The 25,616-nt window shown below is 58.4% G+C and carries 22 protein-coding genes and 2 tRNA genes; 14 read left to right on the plus strand and 10 right to left on the minus strand.

Features of this window, described 5'->3' with window-relative positions; translation table 11 throughout:
- Positions 1–7: 7 nt before the first annotated feature.
- The 4 genes from OF385_RS07485 to orn all read right to left on the minus strand — a co-directional run bounded on the left by OF385_RS07485 (position 8) and on the right by orn (position 3,430).
- On the minus strand, positions 8–1,156 hold the full coding sequence (locus OF385_RS07485; RefSeq protein WP_264277698.1) for an acyl-CoA dehydrogenase family protein: 1,149 nt from the start codon (positions 1,154–1,156) through the stop codon (positions 8–10).
- Between the two features lie 1,007 nt (positions 1,157–2,163).
- Positions 2,164–2,239: transfer RNA gene (locus tag OF385_RS07490), tRNA-His, on the minus strand.
- Positions 2,240–2,626: 387 nt separating this feature from the next.
- Positions 2,627–2,702, minus strand: a tRNA-His gene (locus OF385_RS07495).
- 161 nt (positions 2,703–2,863) lie between these two features.
- Positions 2,864–3,430, minus strand: coding sequence for an oligoribonuclease (gene orn, locus OF385_RS07500; RefSeq protein WP_413468148.1), 567 nt, complete (start codon positions 3,428–3,430; stop codon positions 2,864–2,866).
- A gap of 253 nt (positions 3,431–3,683) precedes the next feature.
- On the opposite strand from orn, the gene mptB (OF385_RS07505) reads away from it, so the two are divergent.
- From mptB (OF385_RS07505) to OF385_RS07535, 7 genes are all read left to right on the plus strand, one after another.
- Positions 3,684–5,210: a polyprenol phosphomannose-dependent alpha 1,6 mannosyltransferase MptB gene (gene mptB, locus OF385_RS07505; protein ID WP_264277700.1), complete on the plus strand. Its 1,527-nt coding sequence runs from the start codon at positions 3,684–3,686 to the stop codon at positions 5,208–5,210.
- An 8-nt stretch (positions 5,211–5,218) separates the two neighbouring features.
- Positions 5,219–6,724 (plus strand): polyprenol phosphomannose-dependent alpha 1,6 mannosyltransferase MptB, encoded by a 1,506-nt coding sequence (gene mptB / locus OF385_RS07510; protein WP_264277878.1) that lies wholly within the window; start codon positions 5,219–5,221, stop codon positions 6,722–6,724.
- 57 nt (positions 6,725–6,781) lie between these two features.
- A complete protein-coding gene (locus OF385_RS07515; protein ID WP_264277701.1) occupies positions 6,782–7,900 on the plus strand; it encodes a VanZ family protein in 1,119 nt (372 codons plus the stop codon).
- A gap of 116 nt (positions 7,901–8,016) precedes the next feature.
- The gene (locus OF385_RS07520) at positions 8,017–8,796 is read left to right on the plus strand and encodes a DUF2637 domain-containing protein (protein WP_264277702.1); all 780 of its coding nucleotides are present in this window, start codon (positions 8,017–8,019) and stop codon (positions 8,794–8,796) included.
- Positions 8,797–8,881: 85 nt separating this feature from the next.
- Entirely contained in the window at positions 8,882–9,979 is a 1,098-nt protein-coding gene (locus OF385_RS07525; protein WP_264277703.1) for a GTP pyrophosphokinase family protein, read from the plus strand.
- Between the two features lie 133 nt (positions 9,980–10,112).
- The gene (locus OF385_RS07530) at positions 10,113–11,714 is read left to right on the plus strand and encodes an ABC-F family ATP-binding cassette domain-containing protein (RefSeq protein WP_264277704.1); all 1,602 of its coding nucleotides are present in this window, start codon (positions 10,113–10,115) and stop codon (positions 11,712–11,714) included.
- Between the two features lie 67 nt (positions 11,715–11,781).
- Positions 11,782–12,219, plus strand: a complete 438-nt coding sequence (locus tag OF385_RS07535) for a hypothetical protein (protein ID WP_264277705.1) — start codon at positions 11,782–11,784, stop codon at positions 12,217–12,219.
- A gap of 21 nt (positions 12,220–12,240) precedes the next feature.
- Here the strand turns inward: OF385_RS07535 and OF385_RS07540 are convergent, their stop codons facing one another.
- From OF385_RS07540 to OF385_RS07550, 3 genes are read right to left on the minus strand one after another with little or no spacing between them, the layout of a single operon-like run.
- Complete coding sequence (locus OF385_RS07540) at positions 12,241–13,146, minus strand: SURF1 family protein (RefSeq protein ID WP_264277706.1); 906 nt, start codon at positions 13,144–13,146, stop codon at positions 12,241–12,243.
- A complete protein-coding gene (locus tag OF385_RS07545; protein ID WP_264277707.1) occupies positions 13,147–13,392 on the minus strand; it encodes an acetone carboxylase in 246 nt (81 codons plus the stop codon).
- A complete protein-coding gene (locus OF385_RS07550; RefSeq protein WP_264277708.1) occupies positions 13,392–13,829 on the minus strand; it encodes a DUF3099 domain-containing protein in 438 nt (145 codons plus the stop codon). Before OF385_RS07550 ends, OF385_RS07545 begins: the two co-directional genes overlap by 1 nt.
- 175 nt (positions 13,830–14,004) lie before the next feature.
- Here OF385_RS07550 and fabG point away from each other — a divergent pair, with 175 nt between their 5' ends.
- Both fabG and OF385_RS07560 read left to right on the plus strand, forming a co-directional pair.
- Positions 14,005–14,727, plus strand: a complete 723-nt coding sequence (gene fabG, locus OF385_RS07555; RefSeq protein WP_264277709.1) for a 3-oxoacyl-ACP reductase FabG — start codon at positions 14,005–14,007, stop codon at positions 14,725–14,727.
- Positions 14,728–14,797: 70 nt separating this feature from the next.
- On the plus strand, positions 14,798–15,547 hold the full coding sequence (locus tag OF385_RS07560; RefSeq protein WP_264277710.1) for an SDR family oxidoreductase: 750 nt from the start codon (positions 14,798–14,800) through the stop codon (positions 15,545–15,547).
- A gap of 142 nt (positions 15,548–15,689) precedes the next feature.
- Here OF385_RS07560 and OF385_RS07565 read toward each other — a convergent pair whose 3' ends face one another.
- Together OF385_RS07565 and serB are read right to left on the minus strand one after the other, a co-directional pair.
- A complete protein-coding gene (locus tag OF385_RS07565) occupies positions 15,690–17,432 on the minus strand; it encodes a VanW family protein (protein ID WP_264277711.1) in 1,743 nt (580 codons plus the stop codon).
- A 162-nt stretch (positions 17,433–17,594) separates the two neighbouring features.
- Complete coding sequence (serB, locus tag OF385_RS07570; RefSeq protein WP_264277712.1) at positions 17,595–18,515, minus strand: phosphoserine phosphatase SerB; 921 nt, start codon at positions 18,513–18,515, stop codon at positions 17,595–17,597.
- A gap of 123 nt (positions 18,516–18,638) precedes the next feature.
- Here serB and OF385_RS07575 point away from each other — a divergent pair, with 123 nt between their 5' ends.
- The 5 genes from OF385_RS07575 to OF385_RS07595 all read left to right on the plus strand — a co-directional run bounded on the left by OF385_RS07575 (position 18,639) and on the right by OF385_RS07595 (position 22,679).
- Positions 18,639–19,424 carry an ABC transporter ATP-binding protein gene (locus OF385_RS07575; RefSeq protein ID WP_264277713.1) on the plus strand — a complete coding sequence of 262 codons (786 nt, stop codon included), beginning with the start codon at positions 18,639–18,641 and terminating at the stop codon, positions 19,422–19,424.
- A 28-nt stretch (positions 19,425–19,452) separates the two neighbouring features.
- The gene (locus OF385_RS07580) at positions 19,453–20,250 is read left to right on the plus strand and encodes a sulfite exporter TauE/SafE family protein (protein WP_264277714.1); all 798 of its coding nucleotides are present in this window, start codon (positions 19,453–19,455) and stop codon (positions 20,248–20,250) included.
- 7 nt (positions 20,251–20,257) lie between these two features.
- Entirely contained in the window at positions 20,258–21,088 is an 831-nt protein-coding gene (locus tag OF385_RS07585) for a TrmH family RNA methyltransferase (protein WP_264277715.1), read from the plus strand.
- 146 nt (positions 21,089–21,234) lie between these two features.
- On the plus strand, positions 21,235–21,492 hold the full coding sequence (locus OF385_RS07590) for a type B 50S ribosomal protein L31 (protein ID WP_022875076.1): 258 nt from the start codon (positions 21,235–21,237) through the stop codon (positions 21,490–21,492).
- 131 nt (positions 21,493–21,623) lie between these two features.
- Positions 21,624–22,679, plus strand: a complete 1,056-nt coding sequence (locus OF385_RS07595; RefSeq protein WP_264277716.1) for a biotin/lipoate A/B protein ligase family protein — start codon at positions 21,624–21,626, stop codon at positions 22,677–22,679.
- Between the two features lie 80 nt (positions 22,680–22,759).
- Here the strand turns inward: OF385_RS07595 and pepN are convergent, their stop codons facing one another.
- Entirely contained in the window at positions 22,760–25,405 is a 2,646-nt protein-coding gene (gene pepN, locus OF385_RS07600; protein WP_264277717.1) for an aminopeptidase N, read from the minus strand.
- Positions 25,406–25,616 lie beyond the last annotated feature (211 nt).

A 25,616-nucleotide genomic window follows, 5' to 3' on the forward strand; every position in this document is an offset into this window, starting at 1 on the left:
AAAGTGCTTAAAGTGCTCGTCCAATAGTTTCACGCATGATCTCACTTGTGCCACCAAATATGGTCAGCAAGCGTGCCGCAGTGAATGATTGAGCGATCGGGTACTCCATGATGTAGCCGTAGCCTCCATGGATCTGCAGCGCCTTGTCCGAAAGTCTATTTGCGCTCTCACTTGCCCAAAGCTTCACTTCAGCGGCCTCATGGGCATCCAGTTCGCCATCATTGAAGGCGAGAACTGCCTGATCCACAAAAGTCTGAGTGACATGGGACTCAGTCTTCAAATTAGCCAGCTCAAACCGGGTGTTCTGATACTGGGTCAAGGCCTGGCCAAAGGTTGAGCGGTTCTTCGCGTGCTCTAATGCCTGCTCGAACGACGCCGTGCCGATAGCCGCTGCTGCTACGGCGATGGCCAAGCGTGCCTGGGGTAGCTGTTCCTTGACATAGCGCAGGCCCTGGCCGATCTCGCCGATACGATCCGCGTCGGATACGCGAACCTCATCAAAGAACAGTTCAGCGGTATCCGAAGCGCGCAAGCCCATTTTGTCGAAGGGATTGCCATTCGTATAACCCTCAGCGCGCTCCACCATGAACAGGGAGAAGGACGACTCTGTGGCTCGACCGCTCTGCGCATCTGTGCGGGCAAGAACCACTGCGGCATCGCCAAAGGCGCCATTGCCGATGAAGGTCTTCTGGCCGCTCAGCAGCCAATCCTCGCCATCGCGGACCGCCTTGGTTCGTACCGCGCGCAGGTCGGAACCGGCGCCTGGCTCGGTGAATGCGCAGGAAGTGATCGTGGAGCCATCAACCATGCGTGGAAGCCACTTGGCCTTGAGCTCATCGGAACCATAAGCCAGCAGGTAGGGAAGCACCAGGTCATCATGCAGGTGGAAGGCCAGTGCAACAGCTAGGTGGCCGGCGCGCACGAATTCCTCGTCAAGCACCACGCGGAAGCGGTAGTCATCGATCCCCATGCCGCCGAATTCCTCGGGAACGGCCAGGCCAAGGAGGCCGTTCTCGCCGGCTGACTGCCAAACCTCGCGTGGAATCTGGTGGTCCTTCTCCCACTGGGCGTATTTTCCAGAGACTTCACGGGTATTGAACTCCGTAGCCAACTCACGGAACTGTTCGTGGTCCTCTTCAAAAAGCGCGCGTTTCACAGGGGGAGTACCTTTCATCGGGTAGGGCACAGGCAAGCAACACAGAGACTTGCCAAAGTACAAGTTCCATTATGGTTGTTCACGCGAAATCATGCCTACTTGAATCGCAAACCCGCGTCTCAAGTCCCAAAATAACGCCAGATGTCTCGAAAAACACGGGGCTAGACCCAAAAGCGAAGCACATTCGAACATAAATTCGAAACACCTGTAGGCGCTTCCGAAATATGACTTAACAAGGCTAATCGTGCCCTGCGGTTAGCAATGACCTCTTCGCGTTCAATCGGGACACGCTTGCTCCGGTGCAGCGCTCGCCGATGGTTGCCAGCTCGTAGCGGCTAGGGGCATGGCCCGTGGGGCCGATCGTGGCGATCGCCGTTCGTGGATGGGGTCGAGAGGTATGGATTTGCGGTGGGGACATGGGGAACTCCGTTATTGCCATCCACGCGATTTCGGCAAGACTCATGGTTCTCGTGGCGCCATTGAATGTTCGTCGATGCCGCAATAACTTCCGGCATCGAACAGTAGGGCGAACCTGGGTGATGTCAATGCACTTTGCCTGCGTCAGCGGAGGGTTCATCTAAATGATCAGCGGCGGATTCACGATCCACCATGCGTTGGCGATTTTCACGTACGGCACCACCACCCTGGGCGTGTTGAGCGTCCGCCGCGGGCACGCCCCCGGACGTACCGGAAACATGGTCGGTTCATGGGTCGGGGCAGTCGTCGCCGGCGTTTTTTGCGGCCCTCACGCGCGATCGAATCTCTCTGATGCCGGCTATCGGAGACCTGATGCTGCTCTGGGGGTCGGTCGGATGAGTAATCCTCGTGGCAACCGTCTGGGTCTTGTGCGTCCCGTTCGCACTGGGAAAAGAAGCCGGGGCGGAGGCCTCGCGTGATGGAAACTCGTCTATCGTTCCGTGAGTGAAACCTGAGGAGGCAATTCTTTGCGGTCGTGATGTGCAAAAAGCCCGACTTGCAACCGTAATTGCAAATCGAGCCTTTTGATCTGGGGTGAGTAACGGGGTTTGAACCCGCGACCTTCTGGACCACAACCAGACGCTCTACCGACTGAGCTATACCCACCATGTTCACTTTGATACTAGTCAGAAGCCGTAGTGGCGAATCACTTGTATCGAGCAACGAGAAATACTATACACGTAGTTGTGCGTTGAATACCAATCCGGGACGGCAGAAAAGCTCGTATGTGACCAGTGGCTCAATTACGGGTTTGTTTTGGCCTCGACTTCACCTGTCGGCGACTAATCCGGTGCCTGATTGAATCGACGTGGAACACCTGAATTGGAAGTCCGCTTGCGTCCGGTTTCTTGCCTGTATCGTTTTCGGCGTTGCCGCGGCTTCGAGTGATCGCGTGAAACTAATCCACTGTTGTTCTTTTTTTGATGGGTTAGTCGCGGCAAAAACAAAGAAGACCTGATCCGCAACCGGGGCTTTGGATCAAGTCTTCCTACCTGGGGTGAGTAACGGGGTTTGAACCCGCGACCTTCTGGACCACAACCAGACGCTCTACCGACTGAGCTATACCCACCATGTTTACTCCGGTACTAGTCAGAACCTCTTTGAGGGACGAAGTAGTATCCGGCAACGAGAAATACTATACACATAATTCGCGGCCTGACGCCAATCGGCAACCCCTGGGATGCTGTGCAGTGCATCACCTGCGCCCCAAGGGCTGAAAAGTTGCTGGCATCAGTCGTTCGGCGCGATCCTGGATGCGATCCTACGAGCTTCGTCGCTGCTCGGGCCGGGAGCGGGAACCATGATCGATTCGCGATAGTAGCGAAGTTCGTTAATGGAATCCTGGATATCTCCTAGTGCTCTGTGGTTGCCAGTTTTCGCTGGAGCCGCGTAGTGGGCCCTGGGGTACCAGCGGCGGCTGAGTTCCTTCAGCGTCGAGACATCAATGATCCTGTAGTGCAGGTGCTCGACAACCTCCGGCAAGTCGCGAGCCAGGAAGTTCTTGTCGGTGCCTACCGAATTGCCGCCTAGCAGCGCCTTCTTAGGCTCCGGGACATGCTTCTTGATGTAGTCCATGACCAGGTGCTGGGCCTCGCCCATGGTGATGCCTTCTTCGAGCTCGGGGAGCAGGCCGCTGACCGTATGCATATTGCGTACGAAGTCGTTCATCTGCGCCAAGGCCGCTGGCTCTGGCTTGATCACTACCTGGATTCCCTCGTCGATGATCTCCAAATCCGAATCGGTGATCAGCACCGCAACTTCGATCAGCGCGTCATTAACCAGATCAAGGCCGGTCATCTCGCAGTCGATCCACACAATTTTTTCTGAATTACTAGCCACGTAACCAATCTACACGCGCAGAGTGGCTGTGGGGCAGCGCACGACGTGATTGCTCGCTCAGAAACGGTGTCCTGCCCCGGTTGTCCGGTGGTGTGATGCTAAAATCGACAGAGATTTCTGGCCGTTGAATCACCCGTTCGCAAGGGGAATCCCGATGCGGCGTTGGCCAAGATTTTCCGACCTTTAGTCCGCTACAGCACGAGGTGTCAGTGTGTCAGCCAGCAACGTAGAAGCAGTGCGCTCCCAGCCGGACGCTGGAGTGAATAGGACTCTGCTCAGCGGCGTTATGGGTGCTTCGCTGATACTTTTCGGCTCCTTCGGCACAGGCTGGCTGGCTAGCGTCTCGCCGCTGAACCGCGATCCCTTCTTCATCATGCTCCGCACCGAATCGGCCGGGGTTATCACCTGCGTCATCCTGCTAGCCGTCGGCTGCTGGGTGCTGTTTCGTTCTTGGTGGCGGCTGGGCCAGAAGCTGAGCTCTTGGGGCGAAGGATCCCTCAAGATCGTTCGGCGTGCAGTCTGGCTGTGGAGCATTCCGATGTTCGTCGCGCTGCCGATCATGAGCCGTGACGTCTTCGCTTATATCGGCCAAGGGCGTTTGGTGGATGCCGGGCAGGATCCATATGTCGACGGTATTTCCAGCTTGAATAACTGGTTCCAGCTCGGTGCCGACACCATGTGGGCCCAAGACGGAACACCTTATGGCCCGCTGTTCCTGTCCATCGAGTACCTGGTGGTCAACATTGTCGGCGGTTCGACCGACGCCGCAATTCTTGTCTTCAAGGCTATCGCCTTTATCGGCGTCTTGCTCTGCCTGCACTTCGTGCCGAAGCTTGCCGAGCTGCATTCCGTTCCGGGAGCGAAGGCCACCTGGATGACCGTGGCGAACCCGCTGTTCCTGGTCAACTTCGTCGCGAGCGCGCACAACGATGCGCTGATGACCGGCCTGTCGGTTTGGGCGGTATACCTTGCCTGCAAGCGCCACGGGTTCTGGGCGATTGTCGTGTTGGCAGCCTCTATTGGCGTCAAGCCAATCACTTTGGTCCTGTTGCCGTTTATCGGCCTGCTGTGGGCCGGGCCTCAAGCCAACTGGCCACGCCGCATTCTCTACTGGTTCTACTCCGGCATGATCTTCCTGGCCCTCATGACGGTGGTCGGCTGGCTCAATGGATACTGGTTCGGCTGGCTGGAAGTCATGCTCAACTACACCGGCGCCGGATTCTCGATCTTCGCCCCGCTGGGCCTGATGACCGTGGCGATCTCCAGTATTTTCCATTCCTTCGGACTGGAATCGGATTCAGTGCTCTCGGTCATCAAGACTGCCGGGCGACTAATCGGTGTGGTCATGGCGATTGTGCTGATGTTCCGCGGCAAGTACTCCCATCTTGTGCAGCGCATGGCTATCGCGTTCTCGGCGATCGTGGTCCTCTCGCCAGTCATCCAGCCGTGGTACTTGTTGTGGCTGCTGCCATTCTTCGCGGCCACCGGCCTGCGGGATGATTGGCAGATGCTCTGGCTTCACCTGACCACGATCTTCTTCCTGGCCTATCAGGCAGCCGACCAGATCTTCGTCTGGCAGTTCCTCCAAGAGTCATTGGTTCCTCGCGTCCAGATGATTTCTTGGGGCATCTCCATCGCCTGCGCGATCTACCTGGTGTTCTTCGATCCGAAGACCAAGTCCATCTGCCCGGATCTTCTCAGTTCCACGAACTGGCTGAAGAAGTCGAAGAAGGCCTAGTGGCCGTGATGGACATTAGCCGGAAACTCCTGGGGGAGAGTCTGCGCTCACTGGGATGGCAGGGCTTTGCCGCCTCCGCGATGATCACCGTGGCTTCCTGGGGGATTGGCTGGTTCCCGCGCAACCAGCTCTCGCCTCTGGCGCGCAGCGGATTCTTCATTGAATTCCGCACTGACGTCAGCGGCGTCATCACCTGCATCATCTTGATGGCCCTGGGCATGGTCTGGCTGACCCGGACCTGGATTGTCGCCAGGCCACGGGTCCAGGTGGCCACCGGAATCACCCACCGGGAGCTGGGACGGCTCTTCGGAATGTGGTCGGCGCCCTTGATGTTCAGCTTCCCGATTCTCAGCCGTGACGTGTACTCCTACCTTGCGCAGGGCCGGATGCTGCACGCGGATAAATCACCTTATCTCGAAGGCATCTCAGCGTTGCCGGGATGGTTTGACGGCGGCTCGGACGGGCTCTGGGCTCAATCGCCGTCACCCTACGGCCCTTTCTTTCTGGTGCTGGCCCGCTTCATCTTCTTCGTTTCCAATGGCGTTCCGGAAATCGGCGTGGGCCTGTTGCGAATTGTCGCCGTGCTTGGCGTCCTCGGCTGTTTCCACTTCACCGCGAAACTTGCACAGAAAATGGGCCAAAACCCTCATTGGGCCAACTGGGCAATCGTCGGCAACCCGCTGTTCCTTTTAACCATGATCGGTGGAGTTCACAACGACGCGCTGATGATCGCTGGAGTGTTCTGCGCATTTGCCTACGCCTATGACCGCCGGCCGGCAGCGGCTACCTTGGCCTTGGCCATTGCCGTTTCGGTTAAGCCCATCGTCCTGCTCGTACTCCCATTCATCGGCCTGATCCTTCTCGACAAGAACCCGTCCAAGCGCGCCCGCTGGGCCGTATGGGCCAAGGTCGTCGTCTTGTCGCTGATCTGGCTTGGCATCATCGGCGCCGTAACAAACCTGTGGTTTGGCTGGCTGCCAGCAATGTTCTCTGCCGGCGATGCCGCATTCCCGTATGCGCCGGTGGGTTTGATCGGGTGGAGCGTCAGCAATGTGGCGGGACTTCTGGGTGGCAACATCGCTTTTGTCAACGGGCTAGTGGTGGCACTTTTCCAGCTGCTGGGCTTGGCCATCGTCGCCCGACTGGCACTGGCCAAGGACATCTCGAATCCCGTGCGTTTGGCAGCATGGTCGCTCTCGGCCGCTGTGCTGCTGGCCCCGATTATCCAGCCGTGGTACATCCTGTGGCTCATCGCGTTATTCGCAATATCGCACCGAGTTTCCTGGTCATCGGAAAAGTTGATGATCTACGTTTCCAGCTTGATCCTGGTGGCAGTTTTTGTTGACCAGCTCTCCATCGAACAGTGGCACTCAGCATGGATGATGCGCACCTTCGCCGGGGTGCTCGTGGTACTGCTCTTCGCCGGTCTCTTCAGTTTTGATGCGAAGACCCGGCAGATCCTGGCAGGCCCGGTTGGGCCCTTGGGCATGGCGCACCCGGGGAAAAAGAAATAGCCAAGATCACATCATCGGGCACAGGCTCCTCTACGCACCGTCGGCTTAGATAGAAATATGCAAACGATGATCTGGCCTGCGGCCGTTGCCGTGCTCGGCGCGGCCTTTTTTCTTGGCGCGGCCGGCATCTTCCTGCTGGCGGTGCAGTACCGCCGCCATGGCCGGCTTTCCTGGCGCCGCACCATCACCACAGCCACCGCGGCAATCTACGGGTTCGGGCTGTTCAGCTACACCATGCTGCCGTTGCCGGAAACCCGCGAAGCGGCGTGCTTCACCGGGCTGGGCATCACCCAGGCAGACCCGGGCCACTTCCTGAATGACTTCAGGGCAAGCATTGCCGAACTCGGTCTACGTGGATTCGCAACAAGCTTCGTCCTATGGCAAGTGCTGTTCAACATCATCTTGTTCATGCCGCTGGGAATCCTGGCCGTGCGGTGGCTGCGCGGCAACATATTCACTGGCATGATGCTGGGCTTCGCTGCGTCCCTGGCAATTGAATTGACTCAATATACCGGTATCTGGGGGCTGTACGATTGCGCCTATCGCGTCGCCGACGTCGATGACCTGATCATGAACACCGGTGGCGCATTCATCGGTGCCGTTTTCGCGTATCTTCCGATCTTCGGTTTCCTCACCGGCCCCAAGGAAGGCGACGCCCGCGATGCGGCGCCCCGCAGGGTCACACGATCCCGTCGCGCGCTGGCCAATGTATTCGATGCAGCGATCACCACCGGTGCCGTCTTTGCAATCACGGGCACGCTGTCATTGATTGAAAGGCTCGGCGGGCCGGCCGCCAATGAACGCCTGATGAATTTCTGGATCCCCTTGGTGGCCGTGTCCTTCGTCTTCATGCTCCCCAGCCTCAGCCGGGGCCGTGCGACACTCGGACAGCGCTGCGCCTGGCTCATCGTGACTGATGGCCGCGCTGAACGCGCATCGGCAGGGCGAGCGCTATTGCGCAGCATCATAGGATTCGGCGGGATCACCTTCCTGTTCCAGATTTCCACCAGCTTGACGGAAGTCAGCCCCTACCCGGTACTGAACATGCTGGTCACTGCCTATATCGCGGTAAGCGCGGTCTTTTTCCTCTCCGACGGGCACCAGCGGGGGCTCGCAGGGAAAGCCACCGGGACCGGGTTCATTGATCGCCGGGCCATATCAATCCCCGAGCATTAGCACCAGTGAATTGGGGCTAAAATAGACACTGGTGGCTTTTGACCAGTGCGTTGGGGTCATCACACTCGCCTTCGACGACATATCCGAATACTGAGAAGTAAGGTCTGCCCAGCAGCATGGAAGAAAAAAACCCTGAGGTCCCGAACGAACCGCACAACGCAGTCCTAGGTACCGCCGTTGGCGCAACGGTCCTGATTGCCGTTGGCGCATTCGTGCTCTCCTTCGCCGCACTGACCGACTTGGCAGAACGCTCGGGCATCAGCCCGCGCCTGGCATGGATCTGGCCAATCATCATTGACGGCATGATCGTGGCCGCCACCGTCGCGATTGTTGCCCTGAACGGCTTCAGCCGCAAGGCCATGATCTACCCGTGGTCGCTGTTGTTCTTCGGCGCGATCGTTTCGACCGCAGCGAACTCCACGCACGCCATCTTGACCGTGGATTCCATAGAAAACGGCGTGCCGCCACTGGTTTCAGCATTGGTCGCAGCCATGCCGCCAATCGTCCTCTTGGCCATTACCCACTTGACCGTGCACATGTACCAGAAGAAGTCGTGGGCCGCGAAAATCCACGCGGACCTGGCCTATGACGAAGAGCAGGAGAATGCCCGGAAGTACGGCGTGGCCTACGACGACGGCTACAACGCCGCGTTGACCGACGCCCAGACCGCTGAAGATGAGCGCATGGCTGCCTTGGCCCAGGAGCACCAGGACGCCCTGGCTCGTGCCCGCGCCGAGGGCATTGCCAGCGCACGCGCTGATGCCAAGGTCACCCCGATCAAGCAGAACACCCAGCCTGCAAAGAACACTGCCCAGCCTAAGGCCGGGCAGTCGCAGCCAACCGACGACAAAGCTCCACTGTATGACGACCTGGCCAAGACCCTGAACCGCCCATAAGGTTCATCGATTATCAACCCGGTCGGATCGATACGGAGCACAAGGACTGTAGAGCAACGCGCAGATCAGCAACGAGGAGGCAGCTATGACGGAATCCCAGCATGAGCCAAAGAACGACGAGTTCTCGGAGCACATCGAGAACTCCGTTGAACAGTACAAGTCTGTCGCCGGCGAGCTGAATACCGTCATGTCTGCCATGAAGGCAAAGATCCGCGGACTCTTTGCCCAAAGCGAAGTCCAGCCCTTGTTCATCACCGGCCGGGTCAAGTCACCGCAATCATTCCGCGCGAAGGCATCGCGCCGATTGCAGGAAACGACCGAGAGCGCCCCGGTGCTCGAATTCCCCAATCCGCTGCGCGAAATTCACGACATGGTCGGGATCCGCATCATCGTGATGCTGCCGCATGAAATCCAGCAGGTGGCAAGCCTGATCAAAGCCCACCGTGACTCCTTCGACTGCCGCAGCGACCGCGAGAAGGACATCGGCTCGGTGGAATCGGGAACCTACGGCTACTCGTCGAGGCACCTGCTGCTCAAGACCCGCAGCGAACCGACTGTCCGGAAGTTCCAGGAAGCGCTGGGAAAGCCCGTGGTTGCCAGTGGGAACTTCGTGTTCGAAGTCCAGATCCGCACGGTGCTGCAGCACGCGTGGAGCGAGATGGAACACGATATCCGGTTCAAGCATCCCGGTGAGGCCGCATGGAATCCCCAGATCGACCGCCACTTCACCGCAACCGCAGCCATGCTGGAAACGGTGGAAGACTACTTCACCGACATCGACGAGCTGTACCATCGGCTCAACGGGTACCACGACGAAAAGGGCTCCGGTGCCGAGCCATTGACCGACGAGAAAATCGGCGAAATCTGGCAAACCCTGCTCCCGCACGTTGACCGTAAACGCGACGATGACTGGTCGTGGGCATCAGAACTGCTCGATGCGCACGAGATCAACCAGACTTGGCAGCTGGCTCAGCTCCTAGATGCCAATGTGGTGACCGATGTGCGTGCCGCGTTGGATCATCGCTATTCGCCGGGCCCGGATCGCCTGCTGGATGATGTGCTGCTCTGGCGTTTCGGCAAGGAGCACATCGACAAGACCAGCGGTGGAGATCTTCGTCGTGAAGGCTCGCTGCGTCGCCGCCTGATCCAGATGAAGGACTACCGTTCCCAGCTGGGACGGTAGAAAGCCACAAGTCGGCGCTGGACTGTTAGTTTATGCACTTTCCTCCAGCGCACAGGGCTTTGGCCGGTAGACTAGTTAAGTTGCCCAATTATTGGGCCAAGATTTTTCTCACCGCGTGAAAGGGCCACACCATATGATTTCCGTAGCCAACCTTGAGCTACGCGTCGGCGCCCGCTTGCTGATGGACGAAGTGAACTTCCGCATCGACAAGGGCGACAAGATCGGACTGGTGGGACGTAACGGCGCCGGCAAGACCACGATGACCAAGGTCCTCGCTGGTGAGAGCCAGCCAACCGCTGGCGAAGTAGTCCACAAGGGATCCATCGGCTACCTTCCGCAGGACCCGAAGACCCCGGATATGGAGCAGCTGGCCCGCGACCGTATTCTCGGCGCCCGTGGCCTCGACGTCGTTGTAGGCAAGCTCGCGAAGAACCGCGACGAGATGGCCAGCGATGATCCTGCGGTTTCGGCCAAAGCCATGCGCCGCTATGACCGGCTGGAAGCCGAGTTCATCGCCGCCGGTGGCTACGCTGCCGAGTCTGAAGCCGCAGCCATTTGCGCCAACCTGGATTTGCCAGATCGCATTCTCGACCAGCCGCTGCGCACGCTTTCCGGCGGCCAGCGCCGCCGTGTGGAGCTGGCCCGAATCCTGTACTCGGACGCGGAAACCCTGCTGCTTGACGAGCCGACGAACCACTTGGATGTCGACTCGATCAACTGGCTGCGCGACTTCATCAAGAACTACCCAGGCGGCGTGCTGATGATCAGCCACGACACCGGGCTGATGGAAGAGACCGTCAACAAGGTCCTGAATCTGGACGCGAACCGTGGCGTGGTTGACGTCTACAACATGAACTGGAAGCGCTACAAGATCCAGCGTGAGACCGACGAGCGCGCCCGCAAGCGCGAACGCGCCAACATCGAGAAGAAGGCTTCGGTCCTGCTCACCCAGGCCAACCGCATGAAGGCCCGTGCTTCCGGCGCGTCGGCCGCGCAGTCCATGCTCAAGCGTGTTGACCGCATGCTCTCGGGGCTGCAGGAAGAGCGTGCCTCCGACAAGGTCGCCGCCCTGCGCTTCCCGGATCCGGCTCCTTGCGGCAAGACTCCTCTGATGGCCGAGGGGCTGTCAAAGGCCTATGGCTCGCTGGAAATCTTCAACGATGTCTCGCTGGCAATCGACCGAGGCTCCAAGGTCGTCATCCTGGGTCTGAACGGCGCCGGCAAGACCACCTTGCTGCGCATGCTCGCCGGTGTCGCCGAACCTGATACCGGAAAGATTGTTCCCGGCCATGGCCTGAAGATCGGCTACTTCGCCCAGGAACACGACACCCTGGATGCTGAAGCCACGGTGCTGGAGAATATGCGCCGCAATGCGCCAGAGCACCTCAACGACGCCGACGTGCGATCTATCCTTGGTTCGTTCCTCTTTGTCGGCGATGACGTGTCCAAGCCTGCCGGGGTGCTCTCCGGTGGCGAGAAGACCCGCCTGGCTCTGGCGACCATCGTGGCCTCCAGCGCCAATGTCCTGCTGCTTGACGAGCCGACCAACAACCTCGACCCGGCATCCCGTGCCGAGGTGCTCGGTGCGCTATCCACCTTCCCGGGTGCCGTGGTGATGGTCAGCCACGATGAGGGCGCAGTGATGTCTTTGAAGCCCGAGCGTGTGGTCATCCTGCCTGACGGCGACGAAGATCTGTTCAGCGAGGATTACCTGGAACTGGTCTCGCTGACTTAGGCCTAACGGACCGGCTCGAAATCTCGTAGGCTTGGCATAACACCATCAGAAGGGGTTGGGCCAAGCCATGAGCGTATCTGGGGCCAGAACCAAAATGCTCGCAGCCGGGCTCCTGCTCGGTACGCTCTTCGCCGCCGGGTGTGCGCGGCCAGCGCCGGATGCGGTCAATGCCCAATGGAGCTTGATGGATTCCTCCGCGGTGACGCCAGAGAGCACCAGCTTGGATCTTGGCGTGATGCGCATGGCTTGTGGTTCGGGCATCACCGGGGAGATCACCGGTACCCAGGTGGCATACTCGGCCGAAGATATCACCATCGGCCTAGTGGTCGAAGAGCTGGATGGGAAGGCGCAGACCTGCCAGTCCAATGAGACAGTGCCGTACACCATCAAGCTCGATGAACCCGTCGGGAATCGAACACTCACAGATGCCTCATGCGCCGAGGCAGAACGGCAACAAAGCACATTGCCGGCGTGCGAACAACATGGCATCCGCTGGGCGCCGTGATCAACGTCCGGCAGAGCAGGGCTAGCGCGAGTCGCTAGGGGACTGGGGAGCGTCATCGAGCATTGCGTCCTCGATGGCTTCATCAGTCAGCGATCCGTCGCGACGGAACTTCTTTTCCTGCTTCGCGCGAACCTTGCGCACCTTGTGCACCGGTTCGTCGAAGCCCAGTGCCTTGGCCTCAGCCAGTTCAGCGGCATCCTCTGCGTTCAGCTTCTTCTGCTGGCGAGCGGCATACCAGAAGCCAACGAAGGCAAGGACGCCGAAGGCGTACCACTGGAACTCGTAGGACAGGTGTGGTCCTTCATCCATATCGGGCGCGTCCAAAGGCTGCGGCGCTGAAGCTGGAGCAGGATTTTCCTGGTACATGATGCCGTACGCGCCTTGGGCGATGTCGTAGTCCACCTGCTGCGCAAAGTCTTCCAGCTGGATTGAAGCGATCTGTCCCTCGGGAGCACCGCGGTCCAAGCGGACTTCACCGGGCTTCAACCGAGCGAGCACCGTGACATTGCCCGACGGGGGAGCCGGCACCGAGTCGGGGTGTCCGCTCTCTTCGTCTCCAATGGGAAGGTAACCGCGGTCAATAATGACAACCTCGCCCTGCGTGGTTTTGAAAGGAACCAGGACCTCGTAGCCTGGACGTCCAGCCTTGACGCGGTTTCTCGCGATGCGGGTGTCGTCGCCCAGGTAGGTGCCGGTGAGCTTGACGGTCATCCACGTCTTCTCTTCAGGAAGCACCTTGAACTTGTCCAGCGCCTCCGCTCCAGAGACAGGTTCGGCGAAGTAGTTGCGGTTAACGCGTTCAATCCCGGTCAGGACCTGTTCCCTGCGGTTGGCCTGCCAATTGCCCAGGCTCACGCAGGCGGTGGCGAAGATGGCAACCAGCACCAGCCAGCCCACCCAACGGGTGCTTGCTAGGAATCGATACATTTACTTGGCGCCTCCGGTAGCTTCTGGCAGGGGCAGGGTTTCCCGGTGCAACAGTCGCTCCTTGAGATAGGTCTCCAGCCATTCCAGATGTTCCGGGCAAGCCAGCCAGATCTTACGCCGCTCGGGGGTGTGGATTTTCGGGTTGTTCCAAAGCAGCTGGTGCTCGGCACGATTGCGGCATCCCTTGCGTGAGCACTGCACGTCCGCGCTGGCCTGTGGTTGTCCCAGCGAACCTAATAAATCCACTAGTCCTCCTTGGATGGGTTGCTGGGCGGCTCTACGAAGGTGCCGTCGATGATGTCGGCTTCGCCTTCTGATGGCTCGGTGCGAGTCGGCGGGGCAGGCAGCTGCTCGGGCTCCGGTGCCTTGTAGAACTCTGCTGGCGGTTCTCGCTTGGTCAGGTCTGCGCCACCGTTGGCGACAACCACTGCGATATACGGGAGGATAACGGCGCCGGCGATGAATACCCAGCGCAGCCAGCCGTCGAAGAAAAAGGCCAGGATGAAGCAGATCATGCGGATCGTCATCGAAATCGTGTATTTGCGCACACGAGTATCGCGTTCGGAAGTGTGGGATTCACGCGCTTCAGTGATGCGGTGGACTTCCGGTTCACGAGAATCGTGATTCGTGGGCTCAAATGGCATATAGATGACTTCGCTTTGCAGTATGGAAACTAGTCCCATTGTCTCACTTGTGGCACCCAGAGTGTAATTTCTACGCGCTGTCGAAGCGGTAAAACTGGGCAGTAACTAATAGGATTGATCACGGAGAAGCTACTTAACTAGGCAAAGTGCGTGACGCGAGGCCTCGGTCACATGATTTGTTGTGCCTGCGCTGACGCATGAATGGAGAAATACATTGACTACGGAACCAACCACAGGCCGCAGCGTCCTCGTGACCGGCGGCAACCGCGGCATCGGGCTTGCCATCGCTCGTGCCTTCGAGGCCAACGGAGACAAGGTGGCCATCACCTACCGCAGCGGCGAGGTTCCCGCCGGACTGCTCGGTGTCAAGGCAGATGTCACGGACAGCGCCTCCATCGATGAGGCCTTCAAAGAGGTCGAGGCAGCCCACGGTGCAGTAGAAGTGTTGGTCGCCAATGCCGGTGTCACCAAGGACACCTTGCTCCTTCGCATGAGCGAAGACGACTTCACCTCGGTCATCGATACCAACCTCACCGGGGCATTCCGAGTCATCAAGCGTGCCTCCAAGGGCATGCTGCGCCTGAAGCGAGGCCGCGTCGTCCTGATCTCCTCAGTGGTCGGCCTCTATGGCTCCCCAGGACAGATCAACTACGCAGCATCCAAGTCCGGCCTGGTTGGCATTGCCCGCTCGCTGACCCGCGAGCTTGGTTCACGCGGAATCACTGCCAATGTCGTGGCACCTGGCTTCATCAACACCGAGATGACTGCAGTCCTGCCAGAAGAAACCCAGAAGGACTACCTGGCCAGCATCCCGGCGAACCGTTTCGCCGAGCCAGAAGAAGTTGCCAACGTTGTTCGCTGGGTAGCCAGCGACGAAGCCGCCTACATCTCCGGTGCCGTGATCCCGGTTGACGGCGGCCTGGGCATGGGCCACTAAAGAGCTTTCCTGCAGCATTTGGTGCTGCATGAGAATAAATTTTCCCTAAGATCCAAGGAGAACATTCGAGATGACTGAATTCAAAGGCGCCGTAGTTACCGGTTCCTCGCGCGGCATTGGCGCAGTAACCGCACAACTTTTGGCTGAACAGGGTATCGGCGTTGTAGTTAATTACCGTGCCAAGGCACCGCGCGCCAACAAGATCGTTGCCGCCATTGAGGAAAAGGGCGGCAAGGCTGTCGCCGTCGGCGCTGACCTTACCGCCCCAGAGGGCCCGGTAGCCCTCGTGGACGCAGCAGTTGAGAACTTCGGTTCACTCGACGTCGTGGTGCTGAACGCTTCGGGCGGCATGGAGACCTCGATGGGGGAGAACTACGCCCTTCGCCTGAACCGTGACGCCCAGGTGGCCATGCTCAAAGCAGCTTTGCCAAAAATGAGCGAAGGAGGACGCGTCGTTTTCGTCACCAGCCACCAGGCACACTTCATCAACGATGTGTCCACCATGGACGCCTATGACGCGGTTGCGAAGTCCAAGCGTGCCGGCGAAGACGCATTGCGCGAAATGATCCCGCAGCTGACCGAAAAGAACATCAGCTTCGTTGTCGTTTCCGGCGACATGATCGAAGGCACCATCACCGCAACCTTGCTCAACCGCATGGAGCCCGGTGCCATCGACGCCCGCCGCGAGGCGGCCGGCAAGCTGTACTCCGTCGAAGAATTCGGTGCTGAAGTCGCCAAGATGGTTTTCGCTGACGTCGAGACCGGCCACACCGAATTGGTTGGCGGCGCAGGAGACTTCCTGAAGCAGGCTGGCAAATAATCCAGGCTGATTTCCCGCCCTATTTCAACCGCTGGTGCCCGGCCCCTTGTAGGGGCCGGGCACCAGCGGTTTTACCTGGCTATTAAGGAACTATGCCGGAGATCCTCAAAAGAGGATCTCCGGCATTTTCAGTGGCCAGCCGCTACGGTTTTTTGCCGCAGACGATTTTGTTCCAGGGGCTGTAGGTCCAGCTCTTGGTTTCTGCTGGCAGCTTCGTGGAACCGTCAAAGGTTTCGCGATAGCGGGTGATATCGATGGTGAAGCCCTTTTGGCCGCCGGATTCAGCAACGCACTTTTCAGCTTCGTTGTACTTGGTTTCGGGGTCGGTCAGGTTGTATTTGCCAGAGCTCTTCTGCGAGACATCCCAGTACTTTGTTGACCAAAGGCGGGTGTGTACAGCATCGTCGGAAACCCAAGCTTGTACCATCACGCCATACGGGGTGTTGTTCTCCCAGATCATATCGATCTGGCCTTCCCAAAGGGTGGCTTCGCGGCCTGCGGGATAACGGTCGAACCAGCGCGAGTGAGGCTTGTGGGTGATGTCGTCATAACCGGCAAGGAAGCCGACGTTGTACATCATTGTGGAAATCTGCGAGAGACCGCCGCCGACTGCCTCGGAGCTGAATCCATTCTCTACCACGCCGGAGCTGAAGTAGCCGTTGGCGGTGGTGATTGGGCCCAGGGTGTTCAGCAGCGAGAATCGCTCGCCAGGCTTCACGATGACGCCAGTGACCCGGGCTGCGCCAGCCTTGAGGTTCTTGGTGCGGACGGTATCCGAAGCAGGATACGGGGTCGAGAAATCAACGATCGGCTCCTTGATTCCCAGCTTCTTTGCTTCAGCCGTAGTGAAGTCAGCCTCGGTCTCGGTCATCTTGACCTCGGCCGTGCGGTTATCGGTCGCTGTAGCGGCCAATACCTTGGTTCCCAGGCCCTCGGTTTCCAGCGAGAGGCCATTGGTTGACTCTTGGATGGAAGGCTTTCCACCCTTCAAAACGACTTTCGCGTCCTTGGCGGTGCTTGAAAGTTCCGAGTTCTTGGTGGCTGCTTTGTACAGCTTCTTGTCATCAAGGGTGATGGCTGGAGCCCCGTCCTTGGGCGCGTATGTTGCAGCTGCGGCGATGGACGCAGCAGACAGGTTGGCTTTCTTATCGCCGGATACCAGCGTCACATCGCCCTTGAGCAGCTCTTTCGCTTGGTCGTCGTAGAACTTCTGCAATTCGCCAGCTGAGATCTCAGGCTTTACTACCTCTGCAGGAAGTTCGATTGTCGAGCCGTCAATCGACCAGTCCTCACTGATCTTTTCGACGGCGCCTTCGGTGTCCAGAGCAACTCCATCAACTGGCTTGGAGAGCTTTGCCATTCCGTCGGAGAATTCAATCTTGCCCTCGGTGACATCAGAGTTGGTCTTCTTGGCCAAGGCTTCGACCTGGCTCGATAACTTCTGCTTGTCGACGTTCAGCTCCGGGGTGACCTCGTAGTCGCCAGCCAGGCGCTCATAGAGCTTGACCGGATTGACTTCATAGGAGGTCAGATCCTTTACGGTGTCATCGGTATTAAGGCTAAGGCCCGCCTTGGCAGGATCAACGGTGTAGTCCTTGCCGTTGACTTTTACCTTGATGGGCTCCTGCGCCAGCGGCGTGACTGCGCGCTCGATTTCCGCGCGTGCTTCATCGCTGGTCATCGACCCGATATTGACACCTGCAATGGAAGCGTTGGCTGGTACTTGCGAACTGATGAACGCGGCTGCGCCAAAGTACGCCGCAACTACTGCCACAGCACAAGAACCGCCAATAATCCAAGGCTTGGCCTTGCTCTTAGACTTCTTCTTATCGTGCGAGGAATTCGTAGGCGTAGCGGGGGTACTGTCCTGATCAGGGGTCTGCACTGGTTTTAGAGTTCTTTCGAAAAGCGTTAGGGTTCAGCCGCTTGGTCGAGGTATCTACCACAGGCCATAAGGCGTCTAGAGAAAATACTAACCGCTGGAACAACCGATAGCCGTGCAGTGAGGCTCTATTCACTCGAATTGTTATCGAGTTGTTGGATTCGCTTAGTTCAGGTCATCCAGCACCAGATCGGCAATCACGTCGAGGCGGCCGAAATCCAGCCGAACGTCGGCCTGATCGCGCAGAGCGGGTTTCGCATTAAATGCGATGCCCAATCCTGCGGCAGACACCATGTCAAGATCATTGGCACCATCACCCGCGGCAATGGTCGCCGTCAGCGGAATCTCGTGCTCCGAGGACCAAGCGCGCAGCTTTGTCTCTTTCATCTGGCGATCAACGATCTGACCATGGACGGTACCGTCAAGTACGCCATCGGTAATGCCCAGCGTGTTAGCCAACGCGTGGTCCAAGCCCAATTCCTCAGCCAGAGGGTCCAGGATCTGCTGGAATCCTCCGGAGACCACAGCGACCTTGTGGCCCGCGGCGTGGAAACGGCGAACCAGTGATGGCGCGCCATCCGAGAAGATGATGCGTTGGCCAACTTCTGCAAGTACCGAGTCCGGCAGATCCTTGAGGGTTGCCACACGCTGGATGAGCGACTGCGCAAAATCCAGTTCGCCGCGCATGGCGGCCTCGGTGACTTCAGCGACTTCTTTTTCCCGGCCGGCATGGGCAGCCAGAAGTTCAATGACTTCCTGCTTGATCAGCGTGGAATCAACATCCATGAGCAGCAACAGCTGGGGCGCTGAAGAAATCTCCTCAGGAACCATGGCCAGGCAAATATCCGAGTAGCCCACAGTGCCTGCCAAGACGTGTCGATCAACAAATTCGGTCGCGAGCTGCTGGAACTGGTTTTGTGAGCCCTCACCGAGTTGTGCCTTGGCCACAAGGCGCTCTTCGCTGGATTTGACGATGAGCTCCTGCCCCTGCGGAATCAGCTGTTCTGTGACGGCCAGGTCAAGCAGAGCCAGAAACTGATCGCGAGGGAAAGAAGGACGGGAGACAAAAACCAGAGATGAAGCCATGCATCCATTTTTCAATGATTCAGCTATTGCGACCAAACATGACGGATCAGACAGGTGCATAATCGGGTGATTATGGGTGATTCAATTAGTGAATTAGCAACGAAAAGTCTAGTCTTGAATACCATGAGCGAAGTGCTAACTTTCAAAGATGTCAGCGTGGTGCGCGGGCGAAAAGAACTGCTCAAGGACGTGTCCTGGGAAGTTAAAGAAGGACAGCGGTGGATTGTTGTCGGACCCAACGGGGCTGGCAAATCTACCTTGATGAATATCGCAGCCACCCGGTTGCACCCAACACGTGGCACTGCCGATATTCTCGGCGAACGTTTAGGACGCGTGTCGGTCTTCGATCTCCGCCCACTGATCGGATTGAGTTCAGCGCTAGTCGCTAACTCAATTCCAGCCAACGAAAAGGCTTTGAATGTAGTTCTGACTGCAGCGTACGGCATGACCGGCCGCTGGCGTGAGAAGTACGAAAAACTCGATGAACGCCGGGCCTTCCGCCTATTGCACGAATGGGGCATGTCCACGTTCATGAACCAGCCATTCGGCAAGCTTTCCGAGGGCGAACGCAAGCGCGTGCTCATTGCGCGTGCGCTGATGACCGACCCGGAGCTGCTCATCCTTGATGAGCCGGCTGCGGGTCTGGACCTTGCCGGGCGCGAAGAACTTGTCGCCCAGATGGCCGAGCTGGCTGCCGATGAAGATGCGCCCGCTCTCGTTTTGGTCACCCACCATCTGGAAGAAGTTCCTGCCGGGTTCACGCACATCCTGATGATGCGTGACGGCCAAGTGGTCGCTGCTGGCGAGATCGATTCGACGCTCACCGAGGAAAACCTTGAGCAGACTTATGGGATGAAATTGAAGCTACGCCGTGAAAACGGACGCTACTCGGCATTCGCCGGCGCATAAGAGAACGAATTAGAGGAGAAGCTTCTACGTGGTTGAGTTTTGGCGTGAAGCCCTCATCTTCATTGGTGGCCTGTGGGCTGGAACGATCAACACTGTTGTCGGTTCCGGAACGCTGGTCACCTTTCCAATTCTGGTGGCCTTGGGCACTGCCCCGGTCAACGCAGTAGTTTCAAACGCGATGGGCCTTGTTGCCGGTGGATTCTCCGGTGCTTGGGGGTATCGCCGGGAAGCGGCCAGCGTCAAGAAGACGCTGCTCAAGCTTGTACCAGTCTCGCTGATTGGTGGCTTGATTGGATCGTTGCTGCTTCTGAACTTGCCTGAATCGGTATTCGGGGTGGTCGCGCCGATCCTTTTGGTCTGTGCATTGATCCTGGTCATCTTCCAGCCACGATTGGCTAAGTGGGCGAAGTCCCGCCAGGCCGCCAGGGGCGGGACTGATCCGGATGACGCGGACCGAGCCAAGATTCCTGCCATTTTGTATGTTCTGGTATTCGTTATCGGCGTTTACGGCGGATATTTCACCGCAGCCCAAGGCGTTTTGCTCATGGCCGTTTTCGGGGTATTCCTGCAGGCCTCCCTGCAGCAGTCCAACGCCATCAAGGTCATCCTGTCTTTGATCGTGAACCTCATGGCTGCTGTCATGTATCTGATCATTGCGCCGGAGCGCATCAACTGGTTGATTGTCCTCTTGATCGCCGTGGGCTCGCTGATCGGTGGTTTTATCGGCGCCAAGATTGGTCGCAGGCTCTCTCCTGGCTGGCTGCGCGGCATCATTGTTGTTCTCGGAGTCATCGCACTGGTCAATATGCTATTGAAGTTGGTTTGATTCAGTGATGGAAACTCTCAATCCAGAACGGATTTTGCATGTCGAAGATCTCCAGGACTCGCGTCTTGATGAATATCTGAGGCTGTCGGAAGCCCACCTTCGGATGCGCACAGATGTTGAAAATGGCCTCTACATTGCCGAAAGCACCAAAGTTGTCCAGCGTGCTATCAACGCCGGCCATGTTCCGCGCAGTTTCCTTTTGGCTGAAAAGCATCTGGGGCAGTTGACCGAGGAATTCAATCGTTTCCCACAAGCCCCCATTTTCATCGGCGATGACCAGCAACTGGAAGATCTTGTCGGCTTCCATCTGCATCGCGGTGCCATGGCCGCGATGAATCGTCCCGAGCCGCTGGACCTGGATAAGGTACTGGAGACCAGTTCCCGTATTGCGATTCTTGAAGACATAGCGGATCACACCAATTTGGGCGCCATCATTCGATCGGCCTCCGGGCTCGGGGTTGACGCCGTTTTGCTGACGCCCAAGTGCGTGGATCCTTGGTATCGCCGCAGCGCACGCGTCTCCATGGGAACCGTGTTTGACTTGCCATGGGTTCGCCTTGAAAGCTGGCCACAGGATCTGGACAAGCTCAAGTCGCATGGCTATGCACTTCTGGCCATGGAACTGACCGAGGATGCCGTGGCGTTGAATGATGTCCACCTGGCCGCGGGGCAGAAGGTGGCGATGATCCTCGGCAACGAAGGCCGGGGAGTAACCCAGGAAGCCTTGGATGCCGTGGACCGAACGGTGATCATTCCGATGCATCGAGACGTCGATTCGCTTAACGTTGGTGCGGCGAGTGCAATCGCCTTCTGGCATTTGTGTTCCGCCCCACGTTGAGCTGGTTCTCCTGCGTGCTCAATGTGCGATAGGATGTAATGTCTGTGTGTTGCAGGTTCAGTAACGAATGTTGTACTGCACGGCGAATTTCCGAGTAATTAGCTGCTGGCAAAATCCAGTGGCCATAAACATGAAGGTGTATAGCTATGAAGGCTGATATCCATCCAAATTACGCCGCTGTGGTTTTCAACGACCTGGCATCCGGCGAAAAGATCTTGACCCGTTCGACCGCAACTTCGGACAAGACCATCGAGTGGGAAGACGGCAACACTTACCCAGTGATTGACGTTGAAATCTCGGCTGCTTCGCACCCGTTCTACACCGGTAAGCAGCGCATCATGGACACCGCTGGTCGTGTCGAGCGCTTCAACGCCCGTTTCAAGGGCTTCGGCGGCAAGAAGTAATACTTCGCCCCTCGCAAGCTTTATGCGGCGTGTTTCCAGTTTTCTGGAAACACGCCGCTGCTGCGTTAACGGCATGGTGAGCTCAGCGATGGAGTGTCCAGGTGCAAGATGCGCAGGGATAGAATGAAAACATGATGCATCATGGCGAATACAAGGTAGTCGGTGGCAAATTAGTCGTAGTTGATCTCGAATCAGACGACGGGGTAATCACGGATGTTTCGCTCAACGGCGACTTCTTTCTGGAACCAGACGAGGCCTTGGAAGACCTCAATGCGGCCGTCCGTGGACTACCCACCGATGCCAGCCACAGCACCATCCGCGATGCAGTTACCAACAACCTGCGAGAAGGAGCGGTGATGTTCGGTTTTGATGCCGATGCCGTTGCCCGCGTGGTTAGACGAGCTCTAGGGCATGCCACAAAATGGGAGGACCACGAGTGGGAAATACTAGGCCCGCAGATCATTCCGATCACCGAGCAAGTGGCGCTTGATGAAGTACTGACTCGCCAAATCGCCAAAGGCACTCGCAAGCCCACCATCCGTTTCTGGGATTGGAACGAGGGAGCGGTGGTTATCGGCTCCTTCCAGTCGCTCAAGAATGAAGTGGATATGGAGCAAGCCGACAAATACGGCATCCAAGTAGTACGCCGCATTTCCGGCGGCGGTGCCATGTTCATGGAAGCTGGCAACTGCATTACCTATTCCCTCTATGCTCCCGAATCGCTCGTTGATGGCATGAGCTTCGCGGATTCCTACCCGTTCTTGGACGCATGGGTCATGGAAGCCCTTCAAAACATCGGGCTGACAGCGCACTACAAACCGCTGAACGATATTGCCACCGATGCAGGAAAAATCGGTGGAGCCGCGCAAAAGCGGCTCGCCAATGGCGCGATGCTGCATCACGTAACCATGAGCTACGACATCGATGCCGAGAAGATGACCCAGGTATTGCGCATCGGCCGGGAAAAGATTTCTGACAAGGGAATCGCCTCGGCGGTGAAGCGAGTGGATCCGCTGAAATCGCAGACCGATCTTGAGCGCATGGAGATCATCCAAGTCATGATGGATACTTTTGCCCGACGCACCGGAGCGCAGCAGGCGCAACTTGATGATGCCACCCGGCGGGCGTCTCAGGAGCTCGCCGAAACGAAATTCGCTACCGAGCAGTGGACTGCGCGCGTCCCATAGTCCCTGGTTAGCTCTTTAAAGCCAGCGGGTCTGCGCCATGCATCATGCATGGCGCAGACCCGCTGGCTTATGGCGTTGGCTTAGCGGCTGGTGCGGCTGAATGCCTGCGCGTTCAAAGAACGCTCTAGTTCAGCCCGCTCTTCAAGAAGAATTCGCTTCAGCGCGCTGGGTGCCTGCGCATTCTCCTCAAGCCAGGCGGACGCGGCGGACAGGGCGCGGTTCTGTTCAGTGGAGCCGTCCATGTCCTGGTGCCCCGGGTAGAGGCCCTCGATTACGCGGGTCGAGAACTCCATGCTCATGGTTTCGAAAACCGGGAGGATTGCCGCCCAGAATCTCTCCTCAAATGGCGCCAGCAAAGCTGCCGAACCCATAGCGAAGCCCAAGGCCGTGGCCGAGAGCGCATCGTTCGAGAGGTCTCCCTTGTCGTCGCGCGCCATCAAGACGGTATCGAAGGCATTTTCCTTGACCTCGGGAACCGGGCGAGCGGCCAATGCGGTTCGAACAGCATTCAGTGCGATGCTCGTCGGATTCTTTTGCGCGGCCTCGTGCATTTTCGCTTCGGCTGCTTCGTCGAGCTTTCCGGCGGCGGCAATCGCGATGTATGAATTCCACAGCAACTGCTCATCGACCGTGGTTTGGTATTCGTTGGGCTGTTCACCGAGGAAGGCATCGATGACATCCCCAGCTACGCCAGCGCGGGCCAACCGGGTCAACGTGCGCGCCGTGGTGGTCTGCTGATCGCTGCCCGGCTCGAAGGCAGTGAGCCAGCCAGTGAGGACCTCGGCGGCACGCGAGCGTAGCTTGGCGCGCAATTCCGGGGCCACATACTTGGAGATTGAGGTCACCAGCTGGTCGGTGAGAACACCGAAAACGCCAGCATCCGTCACTGTGTGCGCATGAGCCAAGACGGCATCCACGTAGCTTTGGGCGTCCAAGGTCGCAGAACGGACTGCGTCCCATAGCGAAGCCCAGCAGGTGGCGCGAGGCAAGGAGTCGGACAGCCCCGACAAATTCCCCAACAGGGTGGCCCGCGATGCCGCATCGAATTCAATCAAGGCGTAGGTTTCATCGCCGTCATTGGGCAAAATCAGGTCAGGGACCTTTCGTCCGACGAGGAAATCAAGGGCTACCGAGGAGCCCGCGAGTTCCACCGGCACCGAGTCAGTGCGCACGAGTTGTCCGCCCTGGAGCTCGTAGGCTCCCACGCTCAAAACGTGAGGGCGAACGATCGGCTCGCCGGTCACCGGATCCGTGCCGAACTGATCCAGCTGCGCCTGGGTGATGAGACCCTCGCTATCGGTGCTGTAGTTGACCTTCAGCTTTGGAACTCCGCTGGTTTTCAACCAGGCCTCGGCCCACTGGCGCATATCCCGGCCGCTTGCGGATTCCAAGGCCTGCAGGAAATCCTCCAGCGAAGTATTGGAGTACGCGTGCTTGCGGAAATAGGAGCGGGCCGCGTCGCGGAAGGCGTCTGCGCCGACAAAGGCGGCGAGCTGCTTGAGCACGCTGGCGCCCTTGGCGTAGGTGATGCCGTCGAAGTTCTGGTCAGCAGCCAGCAGGTCGGGAATGTCGGCCACGATCGGGTGGGTGGTTGGCATCTGGTCAGCTACGTAGGCCCAGGCCTTGCGACGGGCCGCAAAGGTGGTCCAGGCGGTAGTGAAATCGGTGGCTTCGTCATTGGCCAGGGTGCCGATGTAGTCCGCGAAGGATTCCTTGAGCCACAGGTCGTCCCACCACTTCATGGTGACCAGGTCGCCAAACCACATGTGCGCCATCTCGTGCATGATGGTGTTGCCGCGCTGCTCGTACTGCCCCTCGGTGGCGTGGGAAGTGAACACGTAGCGTTCGGTGAAGGTCACCAAGCCAGGATTCTCCATGGCACCGAGGTTGTATTCAGGCACGAATGCCGAGTCGTACTTGCCCCAAGGGTAGGGGTAGCCGAAGAGTTCGTGGAAGTAGTTCAGGCCTCGGCTGGTGAGGTCGAGGATCTCTTGGCCGTCAAAGTGCTCGGCTAGGGAAGCGCGGCAGGTGGCTGCCAATTCGATGACCAGCTCGTCGCCATCGGGAAGTTCCTGGACGTGCTCGCCGCGCTCGACATGGTACGGGCCGGCCAGTACCGCTGTGATGTAGCTGGAGATCGGCGGGGTGGGGGAGCAGGCCACCGTTTTGGTCCCGTCATCATGGAAGACCTCATCCACGATGGGCTGATTGCTGGCAAGGTGCCAGGCCGAGGGGCCGGTGAGGGTGAAGCGGAAGCTGGTTTTCAGATCCGGCTGCTCAAAGCAGGCGAAAACTCGTCGAGCCTCAGAAGGCTCGAACTGGGTGTAGAGGTAGGTCTCGCCGTCCTGCGGGTCGACAAAACGGTGCAGGCCTTCGCCCGAGCGTGAGTACAGGGCCTGTCCGGTGACCTTGACGGTATTGGGCGCGTCGGTGCGCAAATTCTCGAGATAGATGCGTGAGTCCAGCACGGCGGTTGACAGGTCAACGGACGTGCCGTTGACCAGTACTTCCTCAACGGATTCGTGGATGAAGTCGATGAAGGTCTCGGGGCGCTCAGAGGAAAAATTGAGCGTCGTCACCGATCTGTAGCTGGTTGCCGAGGGCTGCGGGGCGTTGCCCAAGTCCAATTGCACTTCGGCGAAGTGCCACGTGATATTTTCGGCGCGCCAAGCCGCTTCGTCGCGTCGCAGATTTTCATTTGGTGCATAGCGTTCTAGAGTGTCCACCATCCCAGCTTAGCTGTGAAATGAATGTTTGAGACCTTGAGTCGATAAATAATTCGCTGTCCCGCACTGCTCGTCGTGGGTTCTCTGGCCAATGAACCTGATCCGCAGAAGCGCGTAGCGGCCGGCGGCATGGCACAGACTCGTATTCTGCCAGCCGCCCTGGACGCCGACGCCGCCGTGCTCGGTGCAGCCAGCCTGTTTTGGAACCAAG

It is taken from the genome of Glutamicibacter sp. JL.03c, from assembly GCF_025854375.1.
Lineage (GTDB): Bacteria > Actinomycetota > Actinomycetes > Actinomycetales > Micrococcaceae > Glutamicibacter.